Raw genomic sequence first — 22261 nt, 5'->3', positions numbered from 1 at the left:
TGAGCAGCCGGGCTGGCAGTACGGCTCCAGGGTGAGGCACGCCCGGCAACTGCGGGGCAGGATACGTAGTTCAGCGTAGGATGATTCATGGAAACGCATTCGCGGAGCCGGCGCCGATAATGGCTGTGTTGCATCGTACATTCATTCGGAGACTCTCTATGTTGAAAGGCAAGACCGCCCTCGTGACCGGTTCGACCAGCGGAATCGGCCTCGGGATCGCGAAGGCGCTGGCCCGCCAGGGCGCCAATATCGTGCTCAATGGTTTCGGCGATGTGGACGGCCCGCGTGCCGAAGTGCTGGCCGCAGGCCAGGCCGCCGGCGCCCAGGTCGCCTACCACGGCGCCGACATGAGCCGCGTGGCAGACATCGAGGACATGGTCCAGTACAGCGTGCGCAACTTCGGCCAGATCGACATCCTCGTGAACAATGCCGGCATCCAGCACGTGGCGCGCGTGGAGGATTTCCCGCCCGAGCGCTGGGATTCCATCATCGCCATCAACCTGTCCAGCGCCTTCCACACCTCGCGCCTGGTCCTGCCCATGATGCAGGCGGCCGATGGCGGCAAGGGCTGGGGCCGCATCATCAACGTGGCTTCGGTGCACGGCCTCGTGGGCTCGGCGCAGAAGTCCGCCTATGTGGCGGCCAAGCACGGCATCGTCGGGCTGACCAAGGTCACGGCCCTGGAGAACGCCACCTCCGGCATCACCTGCAACGCCATCTGCCCCGGTTGGGTGCTGACGCCGCTGGTGCAAAAGCAGGTGGACGCCAAGGCCGAGCAGCACGGCATCAGCAATGAAGAAGCCAAGAAACTGCTGCTGGGTGAGAAGGAACCCTCGATGCAGTTCACCACGCCCGAGGAGCTTGGCGAACTGGCCGTGTTCTTCTGCTCGCCCGCTGCCGCCAACGTGCGCGGCGTGGCCTGGAACATGGATGGCGGCTGGGCTGCGCAGTAATCGCGGCCAGACCCGATCCACTCCACTCCCAAAAAAGGAGCGCCACGGCGCTCCTTTTTTCATGGACGGGTCACCCGGTCAGTACATCTGCACCGAACCCGACACGTGGACCATCACCTGCGCCTTGCCAGCTTCCACGGACACGGCATCCATTTCCGCGCCGGCGGCCTTGGCCGACATGGCCATCATGCGCGGACGCGGCATGGGCACCGAGGTATCGCTGCTGCTCACGTTGACCTCGCGCAGGCTGTAGTTGGCAAAGCCGAAGCTCTTGGACAGCGTGGAGGCGCGCTGCTTGAACTGCTCGATGGCCTTGGCCTGGGCCTCGCCCTCGACCTTTTCACGGGCCTCGCGCGACAGGCCGAAGCCCACTTGCGACAGCGTCATGTCCTGCACCTGGGCCGCCGTCTGCGTGATGCGCGCAAAGTCGCGGCCCTGCAGAAGAATCTCGGCACGGCCCTGCCAGCCTTCCACCTTGTTGTCCTTTCCATAGCGCGGATAGATGCCGAAGCTGCCGGTGCTCACATCCATCAGGCCCGACTGGGCGCTGCGCTTGGTCACGGCCATGGCGGCCTCGACCACTTTCTGCAGCTGGGACTGGACCGTGGCCGCATCGCGCCCTTCGCGCGTGGCCGACAAGGTGGCGGTCAGCAGGTCCTGCACCACATCCACCGAGCCTTCTGCAGACAACTGCACCACATTGGCCGGCTGGGCCTGCGCCGTGGCGGCGCTCTGCGCCCAGGCACCGCTGGCACAGGCCAGCGCAGTGGCCGCGACAACGGACTTGACCCAGGGGCGGGACAGCTGTTTGGAAAGCTTGCTCATGCGTTCACCCTTTGAAATGAAAGGTAGTTCAGGGATACAACTGCATGCCGCCCTTTCGCTACGGCATGCCGCCAGATGGTGACAGGAGTGGAGCCGGTCAGGCCTACCCCCTCCATCATTCACAACATTATTGCAACGATAAATGCATCAACACGGAAAATCCATAGTTAAATATTCTAAAGACACATTTTCCGTTCTAAATTTAAACGCAACATCTGTAACACACGGCAAAAGTTCGGGGGTTTGACCAGACTTTTCGGCGCAAGCTGGTAACAATGGCTGCTGTTACAAATGACCGACCGAGGATGAACATGGCCACTACGACCAACCGCACCGACAAGATCCTGGTGGTGGATGACGATGCGCGCATCCGCGACCTGCTGCGCCGCTACCTGACGCAGGAAGGCTTCGAGATCATGATTGCCGAAGATGGCAAGGCGCTGAACCGCATCCTGCTGCGCGAAACAGTGGACCTGATCGTGCTCGACCTGATGATGCCCGGCGAGGATGGCCTGTCCATCTGCCGCCGCCTGCGCTCGGCCAACGACCGCACGCCCATCATCATGCTGACCGCCAAGGGCGAGGATGTGGACCGCATCGTGGGCCTGGAAGTGGGCGCCGACGACTACCTGGGCAAGCCCTTCAACCCGCGCGAACTGCTGGCCCGCATCCATGCCGTGCTGCGCCGCCGCCCGCCGCAGGAAGCACCGGGCGCGCCTTCCGGCGACAACGAGGTGGTGAGCTTCGGCCCCTTCACCTTCGACCTGGGCACGCGCGTGCTGCAGAAGAACGGCGAGGAACTGCCGCTGACCACGGGCGAATTCGCCATGCTCAAGGCCCTGGTACGCCACCCGCGCCAGCCGCTGTCGCGCGAGAAGCTGGCCCTGCTGGCGCGCGGCCGCGAGTTCGAGCCCTTCGACCGCAGCCTGGACGTGCAGGTCTCGCGCCTGCGCAAGCTGATCGAGGAAGATGCCGCCGCACCGCGCTATATCCAGACGGTCTGGGGTGTGGGCTACGTGTTCGTACCCGATGGCGCGAACTGAAATGCATCACCCCCTGAGGCGCTGCGCGCCTTCCCCCTCTCTCGCTCCGCGGGAGGGGGACGACGCCCTCGGCTAGGCGCCCCCGCCGCGAGGCGGCTCTTGCTCGGCGTCGCTGGCTTGGAGCCGCAACGTTTTATGTGCCGTCGACAAATGCGCAGCGCCAAAACCTCACCCTGTCGACCGAGACAACCGGTAACGCAGGCTGGCCGGCACAGGCGTAATCTCGCAGCCGGCCCCTAGAATGACGAACCGCATTCCATGAGTTCCTTCACCGTCCCGCCCCATGACGCCACCAGCCCTGCGCCGCTCGACTACGAGCGACGCATGACTGCGCGCTCTCCGCTGGGACTCAATCTTTTCTGGCGCACCTTCTGCCTGCTGGCCCTGCTGCTGGTGGGCAGCATCCTGGCCTGGCTGCAGACGCTGCGCGCCTTCGAATTCGAGCCGCGCACGCTGCACACCGCCCAGCAGATCGCCTCGCTGGTCAACCTCAGCCGCGCGGCCCTGGTGCATTCGGATGCCATCAACCGTGTCTCGCTGATCAAGACCATGGCCGACCAGGAAGGCGTGCGCATTCTGCCGCGCGAGCCTGGCGACAGCTTCGAGCTGCTGGACCAGAGCACGCTGGGCAAGCGCCTGACCGAAGAACTCACGCGCCGCCTGGGCTACGGCACCATCGTGGCGCGCAGCGTCAATGGCGAGCCCGGCCTGTGGGTGGGCTTCACCATCAATGGCGACCGCACCTGGCTTCTGATGGACCGCTCGCGCTTCACGCCGGCCAGCGGGCGCACCTGGCTGATCTGGCTGATCACGGCCGGCCTGCTGTCCCTGGCGGGGGCGGCAGCCATCGCGCGCCTGATCAACCGGCCGCTCAAGCAGTTGAGCTATGCGGCCAACCGCGTGCGAGATGGCGACTTCGACGCCAGCCAGCTCGACGAGGAAGCCGTCACCAGCGAGATCCGCGAGGTCAACATCGGCTTCAACCGCATGGCGCAGAAACTCGCCCAGCTGGAGCAGGACCGCGCGGTGATGCTGGCCGGCATCTCCCACGACCTGCGCACGCCGCTCGCGCGCCTGCGCCTGGAGACCGAAATGAGCGTGGTGGACGATGTGGCGCGCGAGCACATGGTGGCCGACATCGTGCAGCTGGACGCCACCATCGACAAATTCCTGGACTACGCCCGCCCCGACCATGTGACCCTCAACCCGGTGAACCTGCATGCCGTGGTGTCCTCCTGCGTCTATGCGGTGCAGGACCACCGCGAGCTGCAGATCAGCATGGCCGTGCCCGAAGGCGTCTATGTGCTGGCCGACGAGGTGGAACTGGCGCGCGTGATCTCCAACCTGTTCGAGAACGCACGCCGCTACGGCAAGACGCCAGAGACCGAAACCACCCATGTGGACGTGACCGCATCCGAGCGCGAAAGCTGGGTCGTGATCCGCATCCGCGACCATGGCCGGGGCGTGCCGCCCGAACAGCTGGCCAGCCTGACCCAGCCCTTCTTCCGTGGCGACTCCGCACGCACGGCCGCGGCGGGCGCGGGCCTGGGCCTGTCCATCGTGGACAAGACGGTGCAGCGCATGGGCGGCGTGTTTGCGCTGTCCAATTCCTCCACGGGGGGGCTGGTCGCCCATGTGCAGTTGCAGCGGGCCTCCGGCGTGGCCAAGGGTGCCGAGCCCGAGCAGCGACTGCAGCGCCCGCAGATCAAGCGCCAGTTGCCTCCGCGTGCGCAGGACGGCGCCCTGGACGGAGAGGACTGAGCCCGCAGCGCGCGTTCGTCAGATACGTTCGGCAGATACAAAGGCCCCGGCCGATCGGTCAACGATCGCCGGGGCCTTTTGCATGGGGATGGCACCCCGCTGGTCAGGCGCGGAACAGCAAGGCGGCGGCGCGCGCTTCCATGGCCTGCAGCTGGCCCACGGGGCCGAGCTTCTCGGCCGTCTTGGCCTTGACGTTGACCTGGTCCAGCGCCAGCCCCAGCGCCGTGGCGATGCGCTCGCGCATGGCAGGAATGTGCGGCGCCAGCTTGGGAGCCTGGGCAATGATGGTGCTGTCGATGTTGCCTATCTCCAGGCCCGTGGCGCGCACGCGGCGCGCAGCCTCCACCAGCAGCACCAGCGAATCGGCGCCGCGGAATTCGGGGTCGGTGTCGGGGAAATGCCGGCCGATGTCGCCCAGCGCCGCGCCGCCCAGCAGCGCATCGGTGATGGCGTGCAGCAGCACGTCGGCATCGGAATGGCCCAGCAGCCCCAGTTCATGCGGCACCTCGATGCCGCCCAGGATCAGCTTGCGCCCGGGCACCAGGGCATGCACGTCCCAGCCCTCGCCAATACGAAAATTCATGTGAAACATTCCAGGTTCAGAAAAACGGATTGCCCGACACCTGCGGCTGGTCGCGCTTGCCCCGGTAGCGTTCCAGCGTCGCGCCATGCGCGCGCTGCGACAGCACGGCGGCAGCCAGCGCAAAGTCGTCGGGATAGGTGACCTTGAAGTTCTGCGCACCGCCGGGCACCAGGCGCGGGCGCTGGCCCACGGCCTCCATGGCGCTGGCCTCGTCGGTGACGGCCGATCCCGCGTGCTCCAGGGCGTCGAGCAGCGGCGCGATGCGAAACATCTGAGGCGTCTGCGCCAGCCATTTGTCGCTGCGGTCCACGGTGCCCGCCACGCGCACGCCGCCAGGCCCGGTCACGGCTGTCTTGAGCGTGTCGGGCAGCTTGTGCGCCAGCAGGCCGCCCACGGCATCGTGCTCGCAGGCGTCGATCAGCGCATCGATCAGTTCGGGCGTCACCAGGCAGCGCGCGGCGTCGTGCACCAGCACCCAGTCATGCGCGCTTGCGCCGCGCGCCAGCAGCTCCTTCAGGCCGTTGGTCACGGATTCGGCCCGCGTGGCGCCGCCGCAAGACGCCGTGGAGTAGCGCGTGGGCGACGGGCCCGGCAGGCCCTGGCGCCAGAAATCATCGCCAGGCGCGATCACCACCAGGGTGTGGTGCACGCGCGCTGTGCCCGCAAAGGCGGCCAGCGTGTGCGCCACCATGGGCGCACCGGCCACCAGGTGGTATTGCTTGGGCAGTTCAGGCGCAGGCGCATCGGGCGCGATGGCGCGCGAGCCCGTGCCCGCGCAGGGGATCAAGGCCCACAGGCGGGCCGGCTCCAGGGACGCGGGCGCAGCCGCCGCAAGCAGATCTGTCATGGTGGCGCATTGTAGTGACGGCCATGCGCCACCATGGACATGCGGGCATGCCTGCATGGCCGCCATGCGTGCTGGCTAAAATGCTTCGATACCCCTCTGCGCGTGCCGAGGGGTTTTGTCGTTACTTCGCCCAGGCGCTGCAGCGCCCACGTCCAAGCACCATGGAACTGCCCAAGCTCACTCCCGGAAAACGCTTCACCCTGCCCCGTCCCGTGGGCAGCGCCGACGCCCTGCTGCTGGCCCGCCTGGGCGAGCGCGAGAAGGCTGCGGGCCGGGTGACGGCCATCGTCACGGCCGACGCCTCGGATGCCCAGCGGCTGATCGACGAGATGGCCTTCTTCGCCCCGGGCCTGCGCTGCGCGCTGTTCCCCGACTGGGAGACCCTGCCCTACGACAGCTTCTCTCCCCACCAGGACCTGATCAGCGAGCGCCTGGCCACGCTGTGGCGCATCAACCAGCGCGACAAGGAGCATGGTGCCGACGTGGTGCTGGTGCCCGCCACCACGGCGCTGTACCGGCTGGCGCCGCCCTCCTTCCTGGCCGGCTACACCTTCGAGTTCAAGAGCGGCCAGAAGCTGGACGAGGCCAAGCTCAAGGCCCAGCTGACCCTGGCCGGCTACCAGCATGTCTCCCAGGTGGTCAGCCACGGTGAGTACGCGGTGCGTGGCGGCCTGATCGACCTGTTTCCCATGGGCTCGCTGCAGCCCTACCGGGTGGACCTGTTCGACGACGAGATCGACTCCATCCGCACCTTCGACCCCGACACCCAGCGCAGCCTCTACCCCGTGCCCGAGGTGCGCCTGCTGCCCGGCCGCGAGTTCCCCATGGACGAGGACGCGCGCGCCAAGTTCCGCCACCGCTGGCGCGAGCTGCTGGAGGGCGATCCCACGCGCAGCCGCATCTACAAGGACATGGGCCAGGGCATCGCCACGGCCGGCATCGAGTACTACCTGCCGTTGTTCTTCGACGAAACGGCCACCGTCTTCGACTACCTGGGCGCCGATGCCACCGTGGTGATGCATGGCGACCTGGAGCCGGCCTTCCAGCGCTTCTGGCAGGACACCAAGGAGCGCTTCCGCCTGGTGCAGGGCGACCCCGAGCGCCCGGCCCTGGCGCCCGAGGTGCTGTTCCTGTCCGCCGACCAGTTCTACACGCGCGCCAAGGAGCACGCCCAGCTCGCGCTGCGCCCCGGCACCGAGGACGTGGCCGACAGCGCCATCTTCCAGAAGCTGGAGGACCTGTCCGTGGTGCGCGGCGCGGAAGACCCGCTGGCGCGCCTGCAAAGGCACATTGCCAGCAGCGCCCACCGCATCCTGCTGCTGGCCGAGTCCGATGGCCGGCGCGAAAGCCTGCTGGACTTCTTCCGCGCCTCGGGCGTGAACCCGCCGGTCTTCGACTCGCTGGCCGAGTTCCAGGGCGATGCGGGCGAGAAGGTGGGCATTGCCACGGCCGGGCTGATGAACGGCTTTGCCTGGGTGGAGGAAGGCCTGGACTTCGTCACCGAGACGGAGCTGTTCGCCACCAGCCCCACGGGCCGCAGGCGCCGCCGCCAGGAGCAGGTCAGCGATGTGGAGGCGCTGATCAAGGACCTGTCCGAACTCAAGGTGGGCGACCCCGTGGTGCATTCGGACCACGGCATCGGCCGCTACCAGGGCCTGGTCAACATGGACATGGGTCAGAAGAACCCTGACGGCACGCCGGCCGTGCAGGAGTTCCTGCACCTGGAGTACGCGGGCAACGCCGTGCTCTACGTGCCTGTCAGCCAGTTGCAGCTGATCAGCCGCTACACGGGCGTCTCGCCCGAGGACGCGCCGCTGCACAAGCTCGGCGGCACGCAGTGGGAAAAGGCCAAGCGCAAGGCGGCCGAGCAGGTGCGCGACTCGGCAGCCGAGCTGCTGAACATCTATGCGCGGCGCGCCGCACGCCAGGGCCATGCCTTCCGCTACTCGCCCCAGGACTACGAGCAGTTCGCCAACGACTTCGGCTTCGAGGAAACGGCGGACCAGCGCGCCGCCATCCACGCCGTGATCCAGGACATGATCAGCCCCCAGCCCATGGACCGACTGGTCTGCGGCGATGTGGGCTTCGGCAAGACCGAGGTGGCGCTGCGCGCGGCCTTCGTGGCCATCACGGGGGGCAAGCAGGTGGCCTTCCTCGCGCCCACGACGCTGCTGGCCGAGCAGCACTACCAGACCCTGGTGGACCGCTTCTCCAAATGGCCCATCAAGGTGGCCGAAGTCTCGCGCTTTCGCTCGGGCAAGGAGATCACGGCGGCCGTCAAGGGCATTGCCGACGGCTCGGTGGACATCGTCGTGGGCACGCACAAGCTGCTGTCCGAGTCCACGCAGTTCAAGAACCTGGGCCTGCTGATCATCGACGAGGAGCACCGCTTCGGCGTGCGCCACAAGGAAGCCATGAAGGCCATGCGCGCCGAGGTGGACGTGCTCACGCTGACGGCCACGCCCATCCCGCGCACCATGGGCATGGCGCTGGAAGGCCTGCGCGACCTGTCCGTCATCGCCACCGCGCCCCAGCGGCGCCTGGCCATCAAGACCTTTGTGCGCAACGAGGGCACGGGCGTGATCCGCGAGGCCGTGCTGCGCGAGCTCAAGCGCGGCGGCCAGTGCTACTTCCTGCACAACGAGGTCGAGACCATCGAGAACCGCAAGCAAAAGCTCGAGGAAATCCTGCCCGAGGCACGCATTGCCGTGGCCCACGGCCAGATGCCCGAGCGCGAGCTCGAACGCGTGATGCGCGACTTCGTGGCCCAGCGCTACAACATCCTGCTGTGCTCGACCATCATCGAGACCGGCATCGACGTGCCCAGCTCCAACACCATCCTCATCAGCCGCGCCGACAAGTTCGGCCTGGCCCAGTTGCACCAGCTGCGCGGCCGCGTGGGCCGCAGCCACCACCAGGCCTATGCCTACCTGATGGTGCCCGACCTGGACAGCCTGACCAAGCAGGCCCAGCAGCGGCTGGAGGCCATCCAGCAGATGGAGGAACTGGGCTCGGGCTTCTACCTGGCCATGCACGACCTGGAGATCCGCGGCGCCGGCGAGGTGCTGGGCGAGAACCAGAGCGGCAACATGATGGAGGTGGGCTTCCAGCTCTACAACGAGATGCTGTCCGAGGCCGTGCGCAGCCTCAAGGCCGGCAAGGAGCCCGACCTGCTCAGCCCGCTGTCGGCCTCCACCGACATCAACCTGCACGCGCCGGCCCTGCTGCCCAACGACTACTGCGGCGACGTGCACCTGCGCCTGTCCTTCTACAAGAAGCTGGCCACGGCCCGCACCAGCGACCAGATCGACACCCTGCTCGAAGAAATCGTGGACCGCTTCGGCAAGCTGCCCCCCCAGGCGCAGACGCTGATCGACGTGCACCGCCTGCGCGTGCTGTCCCAGCCCTACGGCGTGGTCAAGGTGGATGCGGCGCCCGGTGTGATCAACATCACCTTCAAGCCCCAGCCGCCCGTGGACCCGATGGCCATCGTCCACCTCATCCAGAAGAACAAGCACATCAAGCTGGCCGGCAACGAGAAGCTGCGCATAGAGCGTGCCCTGGACAACCCCAAGGACCGCGCCCAGATGGTGCGCGACGTGCTGCGCAGCCTGGGCCAGCCGCTGGTGGAGGCGAAGGCCGCCCAGCCCGCATAGAACGCGTCGTTCCAGCCATGTTCCTCGAAGCGAGCATTGCCCTGCTGGCCCTGGCCACCGCGCTGTGGCTGCGCCCCTGGCGCATGCTGGCCGGCCGCACTGGTCCGGGCGGCCCGCAGGACCGCGTTGCCTCGCCCCTGGTCACGCCGCTGCTGGGCGTGCTCGTGCTGCTGCCCTGGATCTGGGCCCTGCCCACGCTGCACCGCATGCCGCTGCAACTGCAGTGGTCATCTGCGCCGCTGGTGGTGCTCATGCTGGGCTGGCCTCTGGCCGTGCCGCTGCTGCTCATCGTGGGCGGGCTGGCCGCCCTGCTGTCGCCGGCCCTGGGCTGGGGCGATGCGCTGGGCATCTCGGTCTGGCAGGGCATCGTGCCCGCCACGCTGGCCATGCTCTGGGGTGCGGCGCTGCGGCGCTGGCTGCCGCACCAGATCTTTGTCTACATCCTCGCGCGCGGCTTTGCGGGCACGGTGCTGTGCGTCTTCATCGCCGCGCTGCTGGCCCAGGCAGCGGGCCACGCCCTGCCCGGCGTCAACGAGGATCTGTCGCGCATCGCGCGCTGGCTCATGGCCTGGGGCGATGCCGTGGTCACCGGCATGGTCACCGCCATCTTCGTGGTGTTTCGCCCCCAATGGCTGGCCACCTGGTCGGACGCCATCTACCTGCGCCAGCCGCCCGCAGCCTGACGGCAGGCCCGCCACTGGATATGATTTGCGCCTGTTTCCCGCCAGCCCGGCGGCCCGTCCCCTTTTTGCTGCCCCACCCATGACCGATGTCACCGAATTCGCGCCCGGACTGCTGATCCGCGGCATACAGCCGCCACTGAAGCTGGCCGACTACAAGCTCATCGCGTTCGACATGGACTCGACGCTGATCACCATCGAGTGCATCGACGAGATCGCCGACGCCACCGGCAAGAAGGCCGAGGTCGCAGCCATCACCGAAGCCACCATGCGCGGCGAGATCACCGACTTCAAGGACAGCCTGCGCCAGCGCGTGGGCAAGCTCGTCGGCGTGACCGAGGCCGACATGGCCCGCGTGCTGGCCGAGCGCCTGAAGCTCTCCCCGGGCGCCGAAACCCTGGTGCGCGCAGCCCAGGCCGCGGGCCTGAAGGTGCTGCTGGTCTCGGGCGGCTTCACCTACTTTGCCGAACATGTGCGCGGCATGCTGGGCATAGACTTCGTGCGTGCCAACGTGCTGGAGATGCGTGACGGCGCGCTGACCGGAGGCCTGATCGAGCAGCCCTGGGGCGACATCTGCGACGGCGCCGAAAAGCGCCGCACGCTGCTGGAAGTCGCCTCGCTGCTGGGCATTCGCCCCGACCAGTGCATCGCCGTGGGCGACGGCAGCAACGACATTCCCATGATGCAGGTCGCCGGCCTGTCCGTGGCCTACCACGCCAAGCCGCGCGTGCGCAACGAGGCCAAGGTCTCCATCACCGAAGGCGGCCTGGACCGCCTGCTGGAAGTGCTGCGCTGAGAACGGGCGGCAGGGACTTGCGCAGGCCGCTGCGCTGCTCCGCAATCAATAGCTGAGAATGTTCTGTGGGCTTGCTTTTCCGGCAAGCCCCAGTCTTTTCTACAATGCTTGACGCAGCCCCATAGGCCACCGCCTCAGCGCCGGTGGCTCTCCTACAACAGCAGGCTGTACGCCGGCGCATCCGCGCGCCGGTGCTTGGAATCTCCTCCCCCATCCCCATGTGACACCCAAGGCCGCAGGCCTGCCCGCATACGGGCAGCCTGTGGCGCGCCGACCGGCTCAGGCATGCCTGCGCCGACCGTGTACATGACCACCATGATTGGAAAAACTTCCGTGAAGACTTCGTTCCGCGCCACTGCCTCCGTGATCGCCCTGGCCATTGCATCCCTGACCGTGCCCACGCTGGCCCAGGCCAAGCGCATGGGCAGCGGCGGCAAGTCCGTGCGCCCGGCGTCGATCGGCAAGGCCCCTGCCCAGCCCGCGGCGCCTGCGGCCCCCACCGCCAACAAGGCGGCAACGCCTGCCAGCCCGGCAGCTCCTGCCACCCCCGCAGCACCGGCAGCGCCCGCAGCAGGCGCCGCTCCGGCAGCAGCACCTGCCACTGCAGCTGCAGCAGGCCCCGGCATGATGGGCACGCTGGGCGCCGCCGCCGTGGGCGCGGTCGCCGGCTCCATGGCCGGCAATGCGCTGGCTGGCGCCATGACTCCTGAAAAGGACGCCGCCGCCAAGGAAGCCGAAGCCAAGGCCAAGGCCGCCGAGACCGAGGCAGCCGAGCTGCAGCGCAAGGCCGACGAAGCCAAGGCCAAGGCCGAGGCTGCACGCGCCGCCGCCAAGTAAGCCGCCTGCGTTTTTCCCCGGAAAGGCCGCGATTGTCGGGGCCTTTTGCTTTGTGTCGCGGCCGCTTCAGCGCGGCCCGGCGCGCAGCGGCTGCAGCAGGTGCGACAGCCCGTTGTGGTCCAGCTCACGCATCAGCGCCAGCAACTGGCCCAACTCGCCCTTGGGAAAGCCTTCGCGCGCAAACCAGTGGAGATAGTTGCCGGGCAGGTCGGCGATCAGCCGCCCCTTGTACTTGCCATAGGGCATTTGCACCTGCACCAGCTTTTGCAGCATTTCGGGGTCCATGATGGCGATGGTACGCGCTGCGGCATCGCAAGAATCCGCATAAAAAGCCACAGCCTTATAACCAAATAGCAAAATTGTTCATTGCGGCGGCTGGCGCCGCACTAGACTATGCGCCTGCCTGCCGTACAGCCCGACACAGAACCATTCCACCGGGCGTATGGCGTTTTTGCAACCCGTTGAAGAAAGTCCTTCGGTCATGTTGAAGAAAGCCCTCTCCGCAATCGCGATTGCCACGCTGGCCCTGACGGCCCAGGCCGCCGACGTGCTCAAGGTCGGCGCCACCGCCGTGCCCCATGCAGAAATCCTCAACCATGTGAAGCCGGCGCTGAAGGCCCAGGGCATCGACCTGCAGATCAAGGAATTCAGCGACTATGTGCAGCCCAATGCGGCCGTCGAGGACAAGCAGCTGGACGTGAACTTCTTCCAGCACCAGCCCTACCTGGACAGCTACAACAAGGACCGCAAGACTTCGCTGGTGGCCGTGCCCAATGGCAAGGTCCATGTGGAGCCCTTCGGCGGTTACTCGCAGAAGATCAAGAACGTCAAGGACCTGAAGGACGGCGCCACCATCGCCATCCCCAACGACCCCTCCAACGGCGGCCGTGCCCTGATCCTGCTGGCCAAGCAGGGCCTGATCGAGCTCAAGGACCCCAAGAGCCTGACCCCCACACCGCTGGACGTGGCCAAGAACCCCAAGAAGCTCAAGTTCAAGGAGCTCGAAGCCCCGCTGCTGCCGCGCGCGCTGGCGGACGTGGACCTGGCCCTGATCAATACCAACTACGCCATCGAGGCCAAGCTCAATCCCACCAAGGATGCGCTGTTCATCGAAGGCGCCGATTCGCCCTACACCAACATCGTGGTCTCGCGCCAGGACCGTGCCAACGATCCCAACATCGCCAAGCTGATGAACGCACTGCACACGCCCGACGTGAAGAAGTTCATCATCGAGAAGTACAAGGGCGCCGTCGTTCCTGCGTTCTGAGGCGCAAGGAATGCAGCCGGTCGGCTGCATGCTGTCCCCGCAAAAAGCGCTGCCTCGGCAGCGCTTTTTTCATTCCCCTTCCCAGGTATCGCCACTCAACCCGCAGGCGTCACCTCGGCCGGCGCCTTGGCCGCCGCGGCGGGCCGCGTAATGGCGCTGCCCATGGCCGCGCCCATGATGCAGGCGATGGCCAGCCATTGGGCCCCCACCAGGTGCTCATGCAGCAGCAGCATGCCCATGAGGGCGGCAATCGCAGGCTCCGTGGCCAGGGCAATGCCGAAGGTGGCGGGCGGCAGGCGGCGCAGGGCCATCATCTCCAGCGTATAGGGCAAGGCGCTGGAGATGGCCGCCACCACCACCCCGAAGGCCAGGATGGACGGCTGCAGCAGCTTGGCCCCCGCCTCGGCCACGCCGAAGGGCACCACCACCATGGCGGCGAACACCAGGCCAAGCGACACGGCCTGGCCGCTGGGAATGCTGCCCAGGCGCTGCCCCAGCAGGATGTACAGCGCCCAGCAGATGGCGGCGCCCACGGCGCAGGCAATGCCCACGGGCTCCAGCACCAATCCGCCCGCGCCGGCGCCCCCTATCGGCAAAATCAGGGCCAGCCCCGCCACGGCCAGCGCCAGCCAGACAAAGTCCACCGGCCGGCGCGAGTGGTAGATGGCCACGGCCAGCGGACCGGAGAATTCGATGGCCACGGCCAGGCCAAAGGGAATGGTGCGCAGCGCCATGTAGAACAGCAGGTTCATGGCGCCCAGCGCCACGCCGAAACGCAGCAGCGCCCAGGCCTGGGGACGGGCCAGCGTCCAGCGCCAGGGCCGCCAGATGGCCACCAGAATCAGCGCGGCAAAGCCCACGCGCAATGCCGAAGTGCCCTGGGCGCCCAGCACCGGAAAAAGCTGCTTGGCCAGTGAGGTGCCCACGCCCAGTGCCGTGACTGAGCCCAGCACGGCCAGCAGGGGCCAGGCGCGGTTCCATGTGGTGTTTGTTGTCATGGCACGTACGATATTGCAGGCCAGCGATGGAAAAGGCTCGTTTTGGGGCCTCTTCGCGCAACATTCGCTATTTCCGACCTCCTCGCACCCGTTTTCCGCCCCTCCCCCATGCCCGCCATCGCGCTCGATACTTTTGACCGTGCCATCCTCGACGTGCTCCAGCGCGACAACCTCACGCCGCAGCGCCTCATTGCCGAGCGTGTCCACCTCTCGGCGCCAGCCGTGCAACGGCGCATACGGCGCCTGCAGGAGCTGGGCGTGATCACGGCCAACGTCGCCGTGGTCGATCCCGTGCGCACGGGACGCCCGCTCACCGTGCTCATCAACGTGCAGCTGGCCAACGAGCGCCCGGACCTGTCCCTGGCCTTTCGCGCGCGCGTGGCGCGCGAGCCCGCCGTGCAGCAGTGCTACTACGTGACCGGGGAAGCCGACTATTCATTGATCGTCACGGCTGCCGATATGCAGGAGTACCAGGCGCTGGCGGCGCGGCTGTTCTCTGGAGACGACAACATCCGGCGCTACACCACCTCGATCGCTCTGGAACGCATCAAGACCGGGCTGCAGTTGCCAATGGCAGAACACAGTCCCGACAATGAAACAAGTTGACGCAACCTAGACACACACCAGGAGACTGCTTTGAGCGCACCTTCACCGGACAGCATGGCCCGCCTCGTCGCCACACGCACCCTCGACAAGTACGAGCGTGACTACTATCCCAAGCGCGACCGCATCACCATTTCCTTCCGGGGCGACCTGGCCGAGCAATACAGCTATGACAAGATCCAGCCCTTGTCCGAGGCCCGGCGCCATGGCCACAAGGTCGTCATCGAGGCGACCAGCCAGAAGACCGGCGCCACGGGCCACTACTGCATCGAATGCAACAGCTGGAACCTCATCGAGGCCGTGGGCACCTGGGCGCCCGGCGAGGAAGCCCCGGCCGCAGACTGATCTGCGCCGTCAGCCACCCGCCGGCGCCAACGCGCTGCCAGCCACCCACCAGGCCAGCGCCAGCATCATCACGCCCGTGAGGCCATCGAGAACGCGCCAGGCCTGCGGCTTCTCGAACAAGCGCTTCATGCGGCGGCCCGCAAAGGCCAGCGCCACGAACCACGACAGGCTGGCCGATGCGGCGCCCACCACATAGACCCACTTGAGCACGCCTTCCTGGCGTGCGCCGATGGAGCCCATGAGCAGCACCGTGTCCAGATAGACATGGGGGTTGAACAGGGTGATCACGGCCAGCGTGGAGACCACGCCCAGCAGGCCACGCGGGGCCAGTTGCCCGCCCGACGCCGCCAGTTGCGCATCGGGCGCCATGGCCATGCGCCACAGCGCGATCAGCCCATAGGCCAGCAGGAACAGGGCGCCGCCCAGCGTCAGGTAGCGGGCCAGCTCGGGGTTGTCGCCCAGCAGCCGGGCCATGCCCGCCACGCCCAGGCCGATGAGCACCACGTCGCTCACCACGCACCAGGCCACGCAGGCGCGCACATGCTGGCCGTGCACGGCCTGGCGCAGCACATAGAGGTTCTGGGCGCCGATGGAGACGATGAGAGACAGGCAGACCGTGAAGCCCGCCAGCCAGGAAGAAGAAACATTTGCAGTCCACATGGCCGGGATTGTCTGGCCGGCAAATGGTTAAGTAAAATTACATTTACTCAACCAAATGAAGAATATCTAAATGCTCGACTACGCCGGACTCGAAGCCCTGGCGGCCGTGGTGCGCGAAGGCAGCTTCGAGCGCGCGGCGCGCAAGCTGCATGTCACGCCCTCGGCCGTTTCCCAGCGCATCAAGCTGCTGGAGGAGCGTGTGGGCCAGGTGCTGGTACTGCGTGGCCAGCCTTGCTCGGGCACCGATGCGGGCCGCAGGCTGTGCCTGCACCTGGAGCAGGTGGCCCTGCTCGAGAACGATCTGCGCCGCAAGAACCCGGAGCTGGTCCCCGAGGGCCAGACCGCCCTGCCCACGCTCAAGCTGGCCGTCAATGCCGACTCGCTGTCCACCTGGTTCATGGATGCCATGTCCGCCTTCACGCGCGACGGCAACGAGCTGCTGGACATCAGCATCGACGACCAGGACCACACGGCCAAGCGCATCCGCGAGGGCGAGGTGCTGGCTGCCGTCACGGCCACCTCCTCGGCCATTCCGGGCTGCAATACCTGGCCGCTGGGCCGCATGCGCTACGTGGCGGCCGCCAGCCCCGACTTCATCCGCCGCTACCTGAAGGACGGCATCACGCCCGAGGCCATGGCGCGCACACCCATGATGAGCTATGGCCGCAAGGACAGCCTGCAGGACCAGTGGCTGCAGCGCCTGGGCGCAGAGGGGCGGCGCAGCACGCCGCGCCACTTTCTTCCCTCCAACCAGGGCTATACGCGGGCCTGCGAGCTGGGCATGGGCTGGGGCATGCACCCGCCACTGATGATCGGCGCGCAACTGGCCGAAGGCAGCCTGGTGGAGCTGCTGCCCGGCAACGACCTGGACATTCCCATGTACTGGGCCCATGCGCGCAATGCACAGGCCAGCCTGCAGCGCCTGACGGACTGCGTGATCCAGGCGGCAGCCGCCTGCCTGGACCCGATGGAGTGAATGGGCAGCGGCGACAGCGACGGCGGCGCCGTCCGCGCCCGGCTCAGGGCTGGCGGCCGGTTTCGTCCGCCGGGGTGGACGGTTCAGCCTGTGCCTGGTCGTTGCGTTCCGGCCGCTGTATGGTGCGCACCGCGGCGCGCACGCGGGTCAGGGTGTGGAAGTCCAGCAGGCTGGTGGCCATGATGGTTTCCCAGAGAAAGCAGGCCAGTGCCGAGAGAAACATCAGCACGCCGAACAGAAAGCCCAGCACCGCATAGCCATGGCCGTTGATGCCGTAGGCCTCGCCCAGGAACAGCAGGGCAATGGTCAGGCCGATGCAAAAGCCGCAGACCGTCAACAGTCCTATGCAGACATTGGCCAGCCGGCCGCGCTTGCGCAGAAAGTGCAGTTCCGTGAGGCTGCGCGCGATGAATTCCTCTTCCTGCGGGTTGCGCAGCAGTTCTTCCAGCTTGCGCGCGCGGTCGATGATGCGGGCCAGCCGCCCGGCCACGGCGCCGATCATGCCGGCCACGGCCGTCAGGAAGAACACCGGCGCCAGCGCCAGCTGGATGCTGTGGGTGACGGTATCGGCGTCTAGCGACCAATTGATCATGCGGTCCTCTGCGTGCTTTCTGTTGTCTGGTGCGGCCATGCTGCCGTGTTTTCGCGCGGACAGTATTGTGGCCGCAAGCGGGGGCGGCAAGAAGCCATGTCGCCAGCTTTTGGCGTTCAGCGGGCCGGTGGCGCTGGCAGCATCTGCCGGCACAGCGACAGCATCTCGGTCAGCAGGGCGGGCGCCTGGTCGCGCCGGCAGACCACGCCCAGCGGCGCCAGCCCGCCCGCCAGCCGCACGTCGAGCCGGCATACACGCGCGTGGGTCTGCAGGCCCGGCGCAATGCTCAGTGGCACCAGCGCCACGGCGCCGGGCTGGCTCAACAGACCTTCCAGAATGGGCAGGGAAACGGTGGAGACAGGAAACCAGGGCGCATCCGGCAACGCCTTGAGCACCTCGGTCTCGAAAATCCCGCGCACGGCGATGTTGGCCGTGGGCAGTACCCAGCGTGCGCCGGTCAATGCCTGCAGCGGCACATCGCGGCGCCCGGCCAGTGCATGCGAGCGTGCAGCCACCACCACGGCCGTGTCGGCCAGCAGCGGCTCGAAGGCGAAGGGGCCGGGCAGCAGCGCGGGCTCGCGGCAGAACACCGCGTCCAGCCCGCCGCCCAGCAGTTGGGACAGCAGCCGGGTGCTGGCGTCTTCGTGCACATCGACATGCACCTCGGGATGCTCGGCATAAAACCGCGCCAGCAGGGGCGAAAGAATGGCCAGGGCTGCCGCCGGAATGGCGCCCAGGCGCAGCGCGGCCGCGGCGCCCCGGCGAATGGCGGCCAGCGATTCCGCCACCTCCTCCAGCGCGGCCAGCACGCCGCGCACCGTGTCCACCAGGGTCTGGCCGGCCAGCGTGGGGCGTATGCCGCGCGCATGGCGCTCGAACAGGCGGATGTCGAGCACGCGCTCCATCTCGGCCAGCGCCTGGGTGGCGGCCGACTGGCTCATGTGCAGCGTGGCGGCGGCCTGCACCACCGAGCCGCATTGCTGCAGCGCCACCAGCAGCTGCAGCTGGCGCAGGCGCACATGCTTGGTCAGGCGCGAATACAGCAGCCGCCCCTGGGGCGTGGCCGCATCGTCCAGGCCGTCGCGGTCGTCAAAATCGTGGCTCATGGGAATCTCGGTGTTTTCCCGATGCAGGCGCTGGCGCACCACAGGCGGAGCAAGGCGAGCTATCGGAACGGCTTATAGCTTGGCACAAATACCGTGGCCCACGCGGGCGGCAGGATTTCTATAGTCGCCTGCATCGGGAGCCGGCACGGCCCAGGCCTGCGGCTCCTTCCCCCGTAGATGGAACCCATGCCATGCAAGCCAAACCCCTCTTTCAGCTGCCGCGGCGCACCGTGCTCTCGCTATCCGGTCTTGCCGCCGTGTTGTGCGGCCTCACCCTGGCCCACACAGCCTCCACGGCCCACGCGGCCGACGCCTATCCGAGCAAGCCCGTCAAGCTCATCGTGCCCTTTGCGGCCGGCGGCTCCACCGACATCGTCGCGCGCGTGATCGCAGAGGGCCTGCGCAGCACGCTGGGCCAGCCCGTGGTGGTGGACAACAAGGCCGGCGCGGGCGGCCTGATCGGCACCGAAAGCATTGCCCAGGCCGCGCCTGACGGCTACACCATCGGCATGGCCACGGTGAGCACGGCCACCATCAATCCCTCGCTGTACACGCGCGCCGCCAAGCTGGAAGGCAGGCTTTTGCCCGTGGCCAACCTGGTGACCATGCCATCGGTCTACATGGTCCACCCCAAGATGGGCGTCAAGGATTTCCCGGGCTTTCTGGCCAGGCTGCGCGCCCAGCCCGGCGCCTACAGCGCGGGCGTGCCGGGCCTGGGCACGCTGGGCCATCTGATGGTGGCCTCCTTCAACGAGACCATGAAGACCCAGGTGCAGATCGTGCCCTACCGCGGCAACGGGCCGGCGCTCAACGATGCGCTGGCCGGCATGGTGCAGGTGATGACCGACCAGCTGCCTTCGGCCATGCCCCAGATCAAGGGCGGCAAGCTCATCGCCGTGGCGCTGTCGGGCGACAGCCGCTCGCCCGACCTGCCCGATGTACCCACCTTCAAGGAGCTGGGCTATGCGCAGCTCAACGAGCTGGGCATCAGCTGGTTCGGCCTGGTCGTGCCGGCCGGCACGCCGCCGGCCATCGTCCGGCAGTTGCAGGATGCGTCGGTGAAGGCCGTGCGCCTGCCCGAGGTGCAAAAGCACCTGAAGCTGCTGGGCGCCTCGGTCACCGAGATGGACCAGAGCCGCTTCCCCGCCCAGATCGCCAGCGAACTGCAGCGCAACAAGGCGCTGCTGGACAAGGCAGGAGTGAAGCCGGAATGAGCGCGGTCGAGCATCTCCAGGACTTCTTCCAGCAGCAGTCCCCGCGCATGGCGGCCCTGGCCGACAGCATCTGGTCCCTGGCCGAGCTGCGCTATGCCGAAACCGCTTCGGCCCAACTGCACATCGATGCGCTGGAGCAGGCAGGCTTTCGCATCACGCGCGGCGTGGCCGGCATTCCCACGGCCTTCCTGGCCGAATGGGGCGACGAGGGCCCGGTGCTGGCCTTCCTGGGCGAGTACGACGCGCTGTCGGGCCTGAACCAGCAAAGCGGCGCCCTGGTCTGCACGCCCTCCACCGACAGCCCGGGCCTGGCCGGCCATGGCTGCGGCCACCATCTGCTGGGCACCTCGGCGCATTTCGCGGCCGTTGCGCTGCAGGAGCACCTGCGCCGCAGCGGTGCCAAGGCACGCGTGCGCTACTACGGCTGCCCGGCCGAGGAAGGCGGATCGGGCAAGACCTTCATGGCGCGCGCCGGGGTCTTCGACGATGTGGACGCGGCGCTGACCTGGCACCCGGCCAGTTTCACCGGCGTGTTCAGCCAGAGCACGCTGGCCAACATCCAGGCGAAATTCATCTTCCACGGCAAGGCCGCGCATGCCGCGCATTCCCCGCACCTGGGCCGCAGCGCGCTCGACGCCGTGGAGCTGATGAACGTGGGCGTGAACTACCTGCGCGAGCACATGCCCACCGATGCGCGGGTGCACTACGCCATCACCGACTCGGGCGGCCTGTCGCCCAACGTGGTGCAGGCGCGCGCCGAGGTGCTGTACCTGGTGCGCGCCGCGCGCAACCACGAGGCGGCCGCACTCTACGAGCGCGTGCAGAACGTGGCGCGCGGCGCCGCGCTGATGACGGATTGCCGGCTGGAGATCGTCTTCGACAAGGCCTGCTCCAACCTGCTGCAAAACCGCACGCTGAACCAGGTGATGTATGGGCAGATGCAGGCCCTGGGCCCGCTGCACGTGGACCCCGGCCTGCATCGCCTGGCCGGAGACTTCCAGGCCACGCTGGACAGCAACGACGTAGACCAGGTCAGCCGCCCGCTGGCCAGCGTGCTGCGCGGCAAGGTGCCGGCCGTCTTCGAAGGCCTGGCGCCCTACGATCCTGCCGTGGAGGACACCCTGTTCGGCTCCACCGACGTGGCCGATGTGAGCTGGATCACGCCCACCGTCCAGGCCTGGGTGGCCTGCTACGCCTTCGGCACGCCGCTGCACTCCTGGCAGATGGTCTCGCAAGGCCAGTCCGGCCTGGCCCACGCAGGCATGGTGCGCGCCGCCCAGGTGCTGGCGGCCACGGCCATCGCCTTGCTGGAGCAGCCCGAACGCATTGCCCAGGCCAAGGCGGAGCTGCTTGAGCGCCGCGGCGGCCGACCCTATGCGTGCCCGATTCCTGCGGAGGTGCCCTTGCCGTTCATGCGGGGGTGATGGGCTTGGCTCGCCCTAGATGATGGACTCGAAGCGGCCCAGCAATTGTTCGGCCTGCACCAGGCCCTGCCTGCGCAGCACTTGCAGATAGTGCTTCGCATCCATGGCCGGTCGCTTGAGGTTTGCGCGCTGGCGCCGCGCGGCCTCAAGAACGGCAGACCGGTCAAGGTCAAACAGATTGGCAATGAATTCATCGGGATGCTGGGCTTCGATACCAAAGGGTTGGAGCGATGCCTGCGGAAAATCCTTCAGGTTGAAGGTCACGATCACGCCAGCCTGGCAGCGGATGGCGGCTGCAAGCACATGGCGGTCCTCAGGATCAGGAAGCGAAAGACCGGCGACGAGCGCTTCATGGCCCGTGACCAAGGCGTCGGGAATGGCCCCATCCATCAAGGAGCAGGTGCGGTCCAATTGCTCGGGATGAAGATCAGGACGGTTGAGCAGGAGATTGCGCTTCCATTCATCGTGAATCTGCGCGCTCCAGCGCGCCCGAAAGAGTCCGGACAAGCCCAGCCAAAGCAGAAGATCCCGCAAGGGCGCGGGATACAGCACGCAGGCATCGTAGATGGCAGTGAAGGGTGAAGGGCGAATGCCTCATTCATACCCCATGCCCAGTTCCTGGGCTTGCCGGGCCAGCTCCTTCATGGCCTGTTCGCTGCAATTGTCACGATCCGCCTTGAATTGCATCAGGTCTGCGAACCGCACACGCCTGTGCTTGCCAGCACGATGAAATGGCAGAGCCCCCTCCTCCATCAGCCTGACAACATGAGGCCGCGAGACATTGAGCAGATCCGCGGCCTCCTGAGTCGTGAGTTCTGCATGGATGGGGACAACCTGAACCGCATTGCCATCGGCCAGTTCCGTCAACACATCCATCAGCAGACGCAGGGCGGATGTGGGCAACTCCACCTGATGGGCCTGGTTGTGCTCATCGAAGATCTGGATGCACTGTGTCTCGCGCTGCGTGCCGACATAGGCAGCCAACACACGGCGGCTTTGCACGGCGGCCTCGACTTCGCGCTCAACGGGCAGGATCACTCTGGAGGAGATGGCGTGGCTCATGGCAGCACTCCGAAAGGAAAAATATTTCACCAG

23 protein-coding genes are annotated in these 22261 nt (G+C 67.1%); 13 read left to right on the top strand and 10 right to left on the bottom strand.

What is annotated here, in order from left to right; translation table 11 throughout:
* Window positions 1–158 precede the first annotated feature (158 nt).
* Window positions 159–953 (top strand): 3-hydroxybutyrate dehydrogenase, encoded by a 795-nt coding sequence (locus A9976_RS08550; protein WP_012204702.1) that lies wholly within the window; start codon window positions 159–161, stop codon window positions 951–953.
* 78 nt (window positions 954–1031) lie between these two features.
* Here the strand turns inward: A9976_RS08550 and A9976_RS08545 are convergent, their stop codons facing one another.
* Window positions 1032–1778 carry an SIMPL domain-containing protein gene (locus tag A9976_RS08545; RefSeq protein WP_183018637.1) on the bottom strand — a complete coding sequence of 249 codons (747 nt, stop codon included), beginning with the start codon at window positions 1776–1778 and terminating at the stop codon, window positions 1032–1034.
* A 305-nt stretch (window positions 1779–2083) separates the two neighbouring features.
* Here A9976_RS08545 and ompR point away from each other — a divergent pair, with 305 nt between their 5' ends.
* Both ompR and A9976_RS08535 read left to right on the top strand, forming a co-directional pair.
* Window positions 2084–2821 carry a two-component system response regulator OmpR gene (gene ompR, locus A9976_RS08540; RefSeq protein WP_017404718.1) on the top strand — a complete coding sequence of 246 codons (738 nt, stop codon included), beginning with the start codon at window positions 2084–2086 and terminating at the stop codon, window positions 2819–2821.
* Between the two features lie 258 nt (window positions 2822–3079).
* Complete coding sequence (locus A9976_RS08535) at window positions 3080–4582, top strand: ATP-binding protein (RefSeq protein ID WP_012204699.1); 1503 nt, start codon at window positions 3080–3082, stop codon at window positions 4580–4582.
* Window positions 4583–4685: 103 nt separating this feature from the next.
* Here the strand turns inward: A9976_RS08535 and ispF are convergent, their stop codons facing one another.
* Both ispF and ispD read right to left on the bottom strand, forming a co-directional pair.
* On the bottom strand, window positions 4686–5165 hold the full coding sequence (gene ispF / locus A9976_RS08530) for a 2-C-methyl-D-erythritol 2,4-cyclodiphosphate synthase (protein WP_183018636.1): 480 nt from the start codon (window positions 5163–5165) through the stop codon (window positions 4686–4688).
* 16 nt (window positions 5166–5181) lie between these two features.
* Window positions 5182–6012, bottom strand: a complete 831-nt coding sequence (gene ispD, locus A9976_RS08525; RefSeq protein WP_183018635.1) for a 2-C-methyl-D-erythritol 4-phosphate cytidylyltransferase — start codon at window positions 6010–6012, stop codon at window positions 5182–5184.
* Between the two features lie 161 nt (window positions 6013–6173).
* Here ispD and mfd point away from each other — a divergent pair, with 161 nt between their 5' ends.
* The 4 genes from mfd (at window position 6174) to A9976_RS08505 (ending at window position 11981) form a co-directional block, all read left to right on the top strand.
* On the top strand, window positions 6174–9668 hold the full coding sequence (gene mfd / locus A9976_RS08520) for a transcription-repair coupling factor (RefSeq protein ID WP_183018634.1): 3495 nt from the start codon (window positions 6174–6176) through the stop codon (window positions 9666–9668).
* Window positions 9669–9685: 17 nt separating this feature from the next.
* A complete protein-coding gene (locus tag A9976_RS08515; protein ID WP_099750521.1) occupies window positions 9686–10351 on the top strand; it encodes a hypothetical protein in 666 nt (221 codons plus the stop codon).
* 79 nt (window positions 10352–10430) lie between these two features.
* A complete protein-coding gene (gene serB / locus A9976_RS08510) occupies window positions 10431–11144 on the top strand; it encodes a phosphoserine phosphatase SerB (RefSeq protein ID WP_016445267.1) in 714 nt (237 codons plus the stop codon).
* A gap of 306 nt (window positions 11145–11450) precedes the next feature.
* Entirely contained in the window at window positions 11451–11981 is a 531-nt protein-coding gene (locus A9976_RS08505; protein ID WP_183018633.1) for an ABC transporter substrate-binding protein, read from the top strand.
* A 66-nt stretch (window positions 11982–12047) separates the two neighbouring features.
* Here the strand turns inward: A9976_RS08505 and A9976_RS08500 are convergent, their stop codons facing one another.
* The gene (locus A9976_RS08500; protein WP_183018632.1) at window positions 12048–12266 is read right to left on the bottom strand and encodes a DUF3820 family protein; all 219 of its coding nucleotides are present in this window, start codon (window positions 12264–12266) and stop codon (window positions 12048–12050) included.
* A gap of 196 nt (window positions 12267–12462) precedes the next feature.
* Between A9976_RS08500 and A9976_RS08495 the strand changes: the two genes are divergently transcribed.
* Window positions 12463–13248 (top strand): MetQ/NlpA family ABC transporter substrate-binding protein, encoded by a 786-nt coding sequence (locus tag A9976_RS08495; RefSeq protein ID WP_183018631.1) that lies wholly within the window; start codon window positions 12463–12465, stop codon window positions 13246–13248.
* Window positions 13249–13343: 95 nt separating this feature from the next.
* Here A9976_RS08495 and A9976_RS08490 read toward each other — a convergent pair whose 3' ends face one another.
* On the bottom strand, window positions 13344–14246 hold the full coding sequence (locus A9976_RS08490) for an EamA family transporter (RefSeq protein ID WP_183018630.1): 903 nt from the start codon (window positions 14244–14246) through the stop codon (window positions 13344–13346).
* 108 nt (window positions 14247–14354) lie between these two features.
* Between A9976_RS08490 and A9976_RS08485 the strand changes: the two genes are divergently transcribed.
* Together A9976_RS08485 and A9976_RS08480 are read left to right on the top strand one after the other, a co-directional pair.
* Window positions 14355–14852, top strand: a complete 498-nt coding sequence (locus A9976_RS08485; protein WP_183018629.1) for an Lrp/AsnC family transcriptional regulator — start codon at window positions 14355–14357, stop codon at window positions 14850–14852.
* 30 nt (window positions 14853–14882) lie between these two features.
* Window positions 14883–15194 (top strand): hypothetical protein, encoded by a 312-nt coding sequence (locus A9976_RS08480; protein WP_183018628.1) that lies wholly within the window; start codon window positions 14883–14885, stop codon window positions 15192–15194.
* Window positions 15195–15203: 9 nt separating this feature from the next.
* Here the strand turns inward: A9976_RS08480 and A9976_RS08475 are convergent, their stop codons facing one another.
* Window positions 15204–15854, bottom strand: a complete 651-nt coding sequence (locus tag A9976_RS08475) for a LysE/ArgO family amino acid transporter (protein WP_183018627.1) — start codon at window positions 15852–15854, stop codon at window positions 15204–15206.
* 70 nt (window positions 15855–15924) lie between these two features.
* On the opposite strand from A9976_RS08475, the gene A9976_RS08470 reads away from it, so the two are divergent.
* Entirely contained in the window at window positions 15925–16830 is a 906-nt protein-coding gene (locus A9976_RS08470) for an HTH-type transcriptional regulator ArgP (protein WP_183018626.1), read from the top strand.
* Between the two features lie 43 nt (window positions 16831–16873).
* On the opposite strand, the gene A9976_RS08465 is transcribed toward A9976_RS08470, so the two are convergent.
* Both A9976_RS08465 and A9976_RS08460 read right to left on the bottom strand, forming a co-directional pair.
* Window positions 16874–17422 carry a DUF2721 domain-containing protein gene (locus A9976_RS08465; RefSeq protein ID WP_183018625.1) on the bottom strand — a complete coding sequence of 183 codons (549 nt, stop codon included), beginning with the start codon at window positions 17420–17422 and terminating at the stop codon, window positions 16874–16876.
* A gap of 116 nt (window positions 17423–17538) precedes the next feature.
* Window positions 17539–18528, bottom strand: a complete 990-nt coding sequence (locus tag A9976_RS08460; RefSeq protein ID WP_183018624.1) for a LysR family transcriptional regulator — start codon at window positions 18526–18528, stop codon at window positions 17539–17541.
* 191 nt (window positions 18529–18719) lie between these two features.
* Between A9976_RS08460 and A9976_RS08455 the strand changes: the two genes are divergently transcribed.
* Together A9976_RS08455 and A9976_RS08450 are read left to right on the top strand one after the other, a co-directional pair.
* Window positions 18720–19742: a tripartite tricarboxylate transporter substrate binding protein BugE gene (locus A9976_RS08455; protein WP_183018623.1), complete on the top strand. Its 1023-nt coding sequence runs from the start codon at window positions 18720–18722 to the stop codon at window positions 19740–19742.
* A complete protein-coding gene (locus tag A9976_RS08450; RefSeq protein WP_183018622.1) occupies window positions 19739–21166 on the top strand; it encodes a M20 family metallopeptidase in 1428 nt (475 codons plus the stop codon). The genes A9976_RS08455 and A9976_RS08450 overlap by 4 nt, the downstream gene beginning before the upstream one ends.
* A 15-nt stretch (window positions 21167–21181) precedes the next feature.
* Here A9976_RS08450 and A9976_RS08445 read toward each other — a convergent pair whose 3' ends face one another.
* Both A9976_RS08445 and A9976_RS08440 read right to left on the bottom strand, forming a co-directional pair.
* A complete protein-coding gene (locus A9976_RS08445) occupies window positions 21182–21757 on the bottom strand; it encodes a PIN domain-containing protein (RefSeq protein WP_183018706.1) in 576 nt (191 codons plus the stop codon).
* Between the two features lie 3 nt (window positions 21758–21760).
* On the bottom strand, window positions 21761–22228 hold the full coding sequence (locus A9976_RS08440) for a helix-turn-helix domain-containing protein (protein ID WP_183018621.1): 468 nt from the start codon (window positions 22226–22228) through the stop codon (window positions 21761–21763).
* Window positions 22229–22261 lie beyond the last annotated feature (33 nt).

Source organism: Delftia sp. UME58 (genome assembly GCF_014170385.1).
Classification (GTDB): domain Bacteria; phylum Pseudomonadota; class Gammaproteobacteria; order Burkholderiales; family Burkholderiaceae_C; genus Comamonas; species Comamonas acidovorans.
This window is presented reverse-complemented; position numbering and strand designations above follow the sequence as displayed.

Bases quoted from the DNA above. Each gene is read 5' to 3' on its own strand.
- A9976_RS08470 (WP_183018626.1), top strand. From the start codon at position 15,925: ATGCTCGACTACGCCGGACTCGAAGCCCTGGCGGCCGTGGTGCGCGAA.
- A9976_RS08550 (WP_012204702.1), top strand. From the start codon at position 159: ATGTTGAAAGGCAAGACCGCCCTCGTGACCGGTTCGACCAGCGGAATC.
- A9976_RS08465 (WP_183018625.1), bottom strand. From the start codon at position 17,422: ATGATCAATTGGTCGCTAGACGCCGATACCGTCACCCACAGCATCCAG.
- A9976_RS08545 (WP_183018637.1), bottom strand. From the start codon at position 1,778: ATGAGCAAGCTTTCCAAACAGCTGTCCCGCCCCTGGGTCAAGTCCGTT.
- mfd (WP_183018634.1), top strand. From the start codon at position 6,174: ATGGAACTGCCCAAGCTCACTCCCGGAAAACGCTTCACCCTGCCCCGT.
- A9976_RS08450 (WP_183018622.1), top strand. From the start codon at position 19,739: ATGAGCGCGGTCGAGCATCTCCAGGACTTCTTCCAGCAGCAGTCCCCG.
- A9976_RS08440 (WP_183018621.1), bottom strand. From the start codon at position 22,228: ATGAGCCACGCCATCTCCTCCAGAGTGATCCTGCCCGTTGAGCGCGAA.
- A9976_RS08485 (WP_183018629.1), top strand. From the start codon at position 14,355: ATGCCCGCCATCGCGCTCGATACTTTTGACCGTGCCATCCTCGACGTG.
- A9976_RS08500 (WP_183018632.1), bottom strand. From the start codon at position 12,266: ATGGACCCCGAAATGCTGCAAAAGCTGGTGCAGGTGCAAATGCCCTAT.
- A9976_RS08475 (WP_183018627.1), bottom strand. From the start codon at position 15,854: ATGTGGACTGCAAATGTTTCTTCTTCCTGGCTGGCGGGCTTCACGGTC.
- A9976_RS08505 (WP_183018633.1), top strand. From the start codon at position 11,451: ATGACCACCATGATTGGAAAAACTTCCGTGAAGACTTCGTTCCGCGCC.
- A9976_RS08495 (WP_183018631.1), top strand. From the start codon at position 12,463: ATGTTGAAGAAAGCCCTCTCCGCAATCGCGATTGCCACGCTGGCCCTG.
- ompR (WP_017404718.1), top strand. From the start codon at position 2,084: ATGAACATGGCCACTACGACCAACCGCACCGACAAGATCCTGGTGGTG.
- A9976_RS08490 (WP_183018630.1), bottom strand. From the start codon at position 14,246: ATGACAACAAACACCACATGGAACCGCGCCTGGCCCCTGCTGGCCGTG.
- A9976_RS08460 (WP_183018624.1), bottom strand. From the start codon at position 18,528: ATGAGCCACGATTTTGACGACCGCGACGGCCTGGACGATGCGGCCACG.
- serB (WP_016445267.1), top strand. From the start codon at position 10,431: ATGACCGATGTCACCGAATTCGCGCCCGGACTGCTGATCCGCGGCATA.
- A9976_RS08515 (WP_099750521.1), top strand. From the start codon at position 9,686: ATGTTCCTCGAAGCGAGCATTGCCCTGCTGGCCCTGGCCACCGCGCTG.
- ispD (WP_183018635.1), bottom strand. From the start codon at position 6,012: ATGACAGATCTGCTTGCGGCGGCTGCGCCCGCGTCCCTGGAGCCGGCC.
- A9976_RS08535 (WP_012204699.1), top strand. From the start codon at position 3,080: ATGAGTTCCTTCACCGTCCCGCCCCATGACGCCACCAGCCCTGCGCCG.
- ispF (WP_183018636.1), bottom strand. From the start codon at position 5,165: ATGAATTTTCGTATTGGCGAGGGCTGGGACGTGCATGCCCTGGTGCCC.
- A9976_RS08455 (WP_183018623.1), top strand. From the start codon at position 18,720: ATGCAAGCCAAACCCCTCTTTCAGCTGCCGCGGCGCACCGTGCTCTCG.